Source organism: Thermoanaerobaculia bacterium (assembly GCA_035260525.1).
Classification (GTDB): domain Bacteria; phylum Acidobacteriota; class Thermoanaerobaculia; order UBA5066; family DATFVB01; genus DATFVB01.
In genome coordinates this window covers 1-4,544 of the sequence record DATFVB010000121.1, presented here as the reverse complement: position 1 = coordinate 4,544, position 4,544 = coordinate 1, and the positions used below count along the sequence as shown (strand labels likewise).

Below are 4,544 nucleotides of genomic sequence, written 5' to 3'. Positions count from 1 at the left end.
GTCGTCGTCCGCGGGCGTGCCCACCAGGAAATGCTTGCCATCCGGAAAGACGTCGTAGCGCCAATTGAACTCGGAGCCGCGAGACGGCACCTGGAAGAGGGGGCTGATCGCCGTGACCTCGAATCGGGACGCAGCCGTTTCGACAGCGGCGGCCATCAGCCAATTGTCGCGGCTGAAGAAGAAGAGCTCCTTGCCGTCACGTGACCAGCGGGGTTCCCGGCCGCCTTCTTGCGACACCTGCCACATGTCGCCCGGTCGAGGGAACGCGGCGACGTAGATCTCGACCCGGCCCGTGGCATCCGAGGAGTACGCCACGAAGCGGCCGTTCGGCGAGAACTGGGCGCCGTCCTCCTGAGCCGCGGTTGCCGTGAGCGTCGTCGGCTCCCCGCCTCCGACGAGCGGCAGGATCAGGATGTCGGTGCCGGTCTTCTCCGTTTCCTCCGTGAAAAGAAGGAACCGACCCGTCGGGGAGAAGGAACACGCCGCGACGGAAGAAGCGCGGCGCTCGATGAGCGCCTGGACCGTCCCCGAGCCGTCGGCGGCCTTCAGGAGAAGCCTCGCCGCTCCCTCCAGCCCTCCCTCCATCGCCAGATGCGAGCCGTCCGGGAACCAGGCTGCCGACGTATGGTCGTCGTCGTCGAGGGTGAAGCGACTCCTCACGCCCGACTTCGTGTTGATGAGCCAGATGCCGGAAATCCCCCGTTCTCCGAGGATTGCGACGGCCGCGCGCGAGCCGTCGGGGGAAATCGTCGGGCTCCCGTCGTCGAAGAAAGTCGTCGGCTCGCCGAGAGTGTCGAGCACCCGGCCCGACCGATCGTACCGCCGCAGCACGTCCCTCCGCAGGAGCTTCCCGGTCTGGTACGCGAGGACCCCGTTCGTCGACACCGAGAAGGATCCTCGGCTGTAGCGTTCGTCCATCCGCGCGTTGGCGGCGATCGTGACGGCTTCGCCCCGGGTCGCGAGGCTTCCGAGGTCGAAGGGCTGGGCCACGAGAATTCCCTGCCTCATGAAGAGAATGTGGCCGGAAGCGTACGCGACGTTCGAAGCCACTCTCACCACGGGCTTCCGGCCGGGCGCGTCGATGGAGCCCGCATAGACGACCGGTTCCTCGCCGGCGCCTGCGCCGCCGCCCCGCGCGAGATACAGGAAGTGCCGCCCGTCCGGGAGGAACTCCGGGTAGCGATGCGTGGCTTCTCCACCGGCCTTGTCGAGCCTTGTCACCGCGGTCGCGACGCCTCCCTCGGCCGGCACGCGAAAAACAGGCGAGGCGTGATTCGGGGTGAAGAGGATCGTGCCCGTCGCATTCCAGGACCCGCCGCGCGGATTGATGGCGGTCGCGAGCGTCAGGACGGGCCCTCCCTCGGCGCCGACGCGCTTCAACTTGCGATGCGCGAAGAAGCCGAGCGACCGGCCGTCGGGTGACCAGAACGGCTGAGAAGCGCCTTCGGTCCCCTCGAGGGGCCGGGCTTCGCCCGAGTCGAGCGCCTGAATCCACAGCCGGTCGGATGCCATGCCGGAGTGAGCGCAGTAAGCGAGGCGGGCGCCGTCGGGCGAGAGGGCCAGGAGGTTCGGCGCGGTCGAGTTCGAAGAGAACCGGACGCCCTGCGACGGGAGAATTGCCGCCTTGATCGGGCGCGGTGCCGCCGTCCGTCGCATCGCCGTCACCGCGGCGATCAGAGCGACGGCGAGCGCAGCGCCGGCGGCTGTCCACGCCACGCGCTCCCGGATTCGGCGACGCGCACCGAGGACGGTCGCTCCCGCTTGCGCTCCCGTCTGCGCGATCCAGACGAGCTCGTTGCGAACGTCGCGGGTGTCCTGCCAGCGGTCCTCGGGGTCGTTGGCGAGACACATTTTCACGAGCCGTTCGAACGCGGGGGGAGCCAGAGAATCGAGCTCCGGGACCGGCCTCGGCTCCGGCTTCAGGATCGCTGACATCAGCGACGCCTGGCTCGCGTGCGCAAACGCAGCCTTCCCCGTCGCCATCTCGTAGAGAACGCACCCGAAGGCGAAGATGTCGGTTCGCGGATCGGCTTCCTTCCCCTTGAGCTGTTCGGGCGCCATGTACTGAAAGGTCCCCATGATGGCGCCCTTGTCGGTCAGCGGTTGGCTCGCCGCCGGTCGAGCCGGGAGGACGGAGAGATCGGAAACAGGCTCCTCGCTGGCAGCGAACTTCGCCAGGCCGAAATCGAGGAGCTTGACTCCCGATTTCGTCAACATGATGTTGCCCGGCTTCAGATCCCGGTGCACGATCCCGGCGCGGTGCGCGCGGTCGAGCGCGTCGGCGATCTCGACGCCGAATTTCAGCGCCTGATCAGCGGGCAGCGCGCCCCTGTCCAGCCGATCCGCCAGCGTCTGACCTTCGAGGAGCTCCATGACGAGATACTCGACGCCGTTCTGGCTGCCCACGTCATGAATCGCACAGATGTTCGGATGGGAGAGCGCTGCGATGGCTCGCGCCTCGCGTTCGAATCTTTGCTTGAGCCCCGGATCTCTCGAGAGGTGAGGAGGCAGCACCTTGATCGCGACCTCGCGCCCGAGTCGCGAGTCGCGCGCCTTATAGACCTCGCCCATCCCTCCCGCACCGAGGGGCGAAAGAATCTGATAAGGGCCGAGACGGGCGCCCAGGAGGCTCAGGCTTCCTCCTTTTGACGGGATTGTATCTATTGGACGGAATTGTATCCTCTACGCCAGAAGGGTGGCCGCGGATGGCCGGCCCATCCCGGACGTCGGGAGCCCCTATCCCCTGCCGCGCTGGCCAGAAGCCTGGAGAGCGAAAAACCAGTTCCCGTGTCGGAGTTTCAGACGTATCGCGCCGGGCAGGTTCCCCGCCTGGCCCCCCTTCCCTCACGCGCGTTTCATCCTGATCCCCAGCGTCAGCCAGAAGATCCAGGACACGGTGGTGACGATGGCGATGGCGGTCGGAAACCAGAAGGCCGTGATGGCGAGCAGAGAGTAGAGCACGAAGGCCCCGTACCCGTTTCTGTTGTTTTCGCGCATCGTCGATTTCGATCTTTCGTCCCTGACGAGATGGTTCCTCAGCGCCGCGCCCGTGACGAGGATCCAGCCGATCGCCTGAACGGCCAGGACGGCGTCGTACAAGACGACGGCGGGAGCGGCGTGGTCCGTCCAGAGAAACGTGCCCAGCAACGACGTCGGAAACGGGATGAACACGACGGTCAGCAGCAGGAAGCCGTTGGCATAGATGAACGACGCGGATGTCTTGTTCACCAGCCCGAGCGCGCCGTGGTGATTCACCCAGGTGACGAGGATGATGCCGAAGCTCAGCACGAACGCAAACACGGAGGGCGCCAGGTGCTGGAGCGCGCGCCAGAATTCGGCGGTGCTGCCAATACTGTCCGTCGAGGGGAGCTTGATGTCGATGATCAGGAGCGTCAGCGCGATCGCGAACACCCCGTCGCAGAACGCTTCCAACCGGGCGTTGGCGTGGGCTTCTCCCATGGCTTTACGGGCCAATCCGTTTCTCGAACTTCGGATTCCGACGCCGCGGCTCGAACGCCGGGTGGATCTTCAGCAGCGCCGCGGCCATGACACCCGCGCCCGGCGGCACAGATATCTCGTCGGCGCCGAGGCGGGCGCCGAAGGACGGGCTCAACGGCTCTCCTTGATGATCCCGGAATTCTAGCGCGAGCCGGCCCGGGTCATGCCGGAGCATGGGCGGTCGCTGAACAAATTCGGGACGTGCCCGTATCGTGTTTCAGCGATCGAGGCGGAGATGAGTCGGGGCGATCTCCGCGAAGGGAGAGAAGGCGTCATGAATTCGACCAGGAAGACCGCGCGAACGATCGGCATCCTGTACGTGCTGATATCCATACCCGGCATTTTCGGGCTGCTGTACGTCCCGTCCGTTCTCGTCGTTCGCGGCGACGCGGCGGCCACGGCCCGCAGGATCCTCGCATCCGAGACGCTGTTTCGCGGCGGCATCGTGGCGGACCTCCTCGGCCAGGCCGCTTTCATCCTCGTGGCCCTGGCGCTCTACCGTCTGCTGAGAGGCGTGAACAAGGTACTGGCGGTGCTGATGGTGATCCTGCTCGTGGTCCAGATCCCCCTCGCGTTTGCCGCCGAAATTCACCGCCTCGCCGTCCTGAACATCCTGGACGGCGCCGGCCCCGCGGCGGCCTTCAGCGAGGCGCAGCGCAACGCGCAGGTGATGATGTCGCTCGACTCCTTCAGTGATGGGATGCTGGTCACGGAGATATTCATGGGCTTGTGGCTGTTCCCGTTGGGCGTCCTGATCTGGAGATCGGGCTTCCTGCCCCGCTTCCTGGGCGTGCTGTTGTTCATCGCGGGGTTCGCCTATCTCGCCGACACGCTGACGTGGCTGCTCTTGCCGGTCTACGGCCACGCGGTCGGCAGGATCGCGGGACAGCTGCGACCCCTGGAGCTGGTAACGCCGCTCTGGATGCTGGTGATGGGCGCGAGGGATCGGCCGCTGGCGGAGTGATCCCGCGCCGCCGGGGGCCCGGCCGATGTAGCATTCCCTCCCTAGGAACCACGCACCATGACGGACAACACGGAACTCGTCG

Annotated in this window: 4 protein-coding genes; 1 reads left to right on the top strand and 3 read right to left on the bottom strand. The window is 66.4% G+C overall.

Annotated features, from left to right (window positions below; translation table 11 throughout):
• The 3 genes from VKH46_05850 to VKH46_05840 form a co-directional block, all read right to left on the bottom strand.
• The coding region (locus tag VKH46_05850; GenBank protein ID HKB70348.1) for a protein kinase at positions 1-2,598 on the bottom strand (2,598 nt) is incomplete at its 3' end.
• Between the two features lie 246 nt (positions 2,599-2,844).
• Positions 2,845-3,459 carry a TMEM175 family protein gene (locus tag VKH46_05845; protein HKB70347.1) on the bottom strand — a complete coding sequence of 205 codons (615 nt, stop codon included), beginning with the start codon at positions 3,457-3,459 and terminating at the stop codon, positions 2,845-2,847.
• Between the two features lie 4 nt (positions 3,460-3,463).
• The gene (locus tag VKH46_05840; protein ID HKB70346.1) at positions 3,464-3,613 is read right to left on the bottom strand and encodes a hypothetical protein; all 150 of its coding nucleotides are present in this window, start codon (positions 3,611-3,613) and stop codon (positions 3,464-3,466) included.
• Between the two features lie 159 nt (positions 3,614-3,772).
• On the opposite strand from VKH46_05840, the gene VKH46_05835 reads away from it, so the two are divergent.
• Entirely contained in the window at positions 3,773-4,462 is a 690-nt protein-coding gene (locus VKH46_05835) for a DUF4386 domain-containing protein (protein ID HKB70345.1), read from the top strand.
• The last annotated feature ends 82 nt before the right edge of the window (positions 4,463-4,544 follow it).

What these genes read in the sequence shown, in the direction of transcription:
- VKH46_05845 (HKB70347.1), bottom strand. Translation starts at nt 3,459, where the DNA reads ATGGGAGAAGCCCACGCCAACGCCCGGTTGGAAGCGTTCTGCGACGGG.
- VKH46_05835 (HKB70345.1), top strand. Translation starts at nt 3,773, where the DNA reads ATGAATTCGACCAGGAAGACCGCGCGAACGATCGGCATCCTGTACGTG.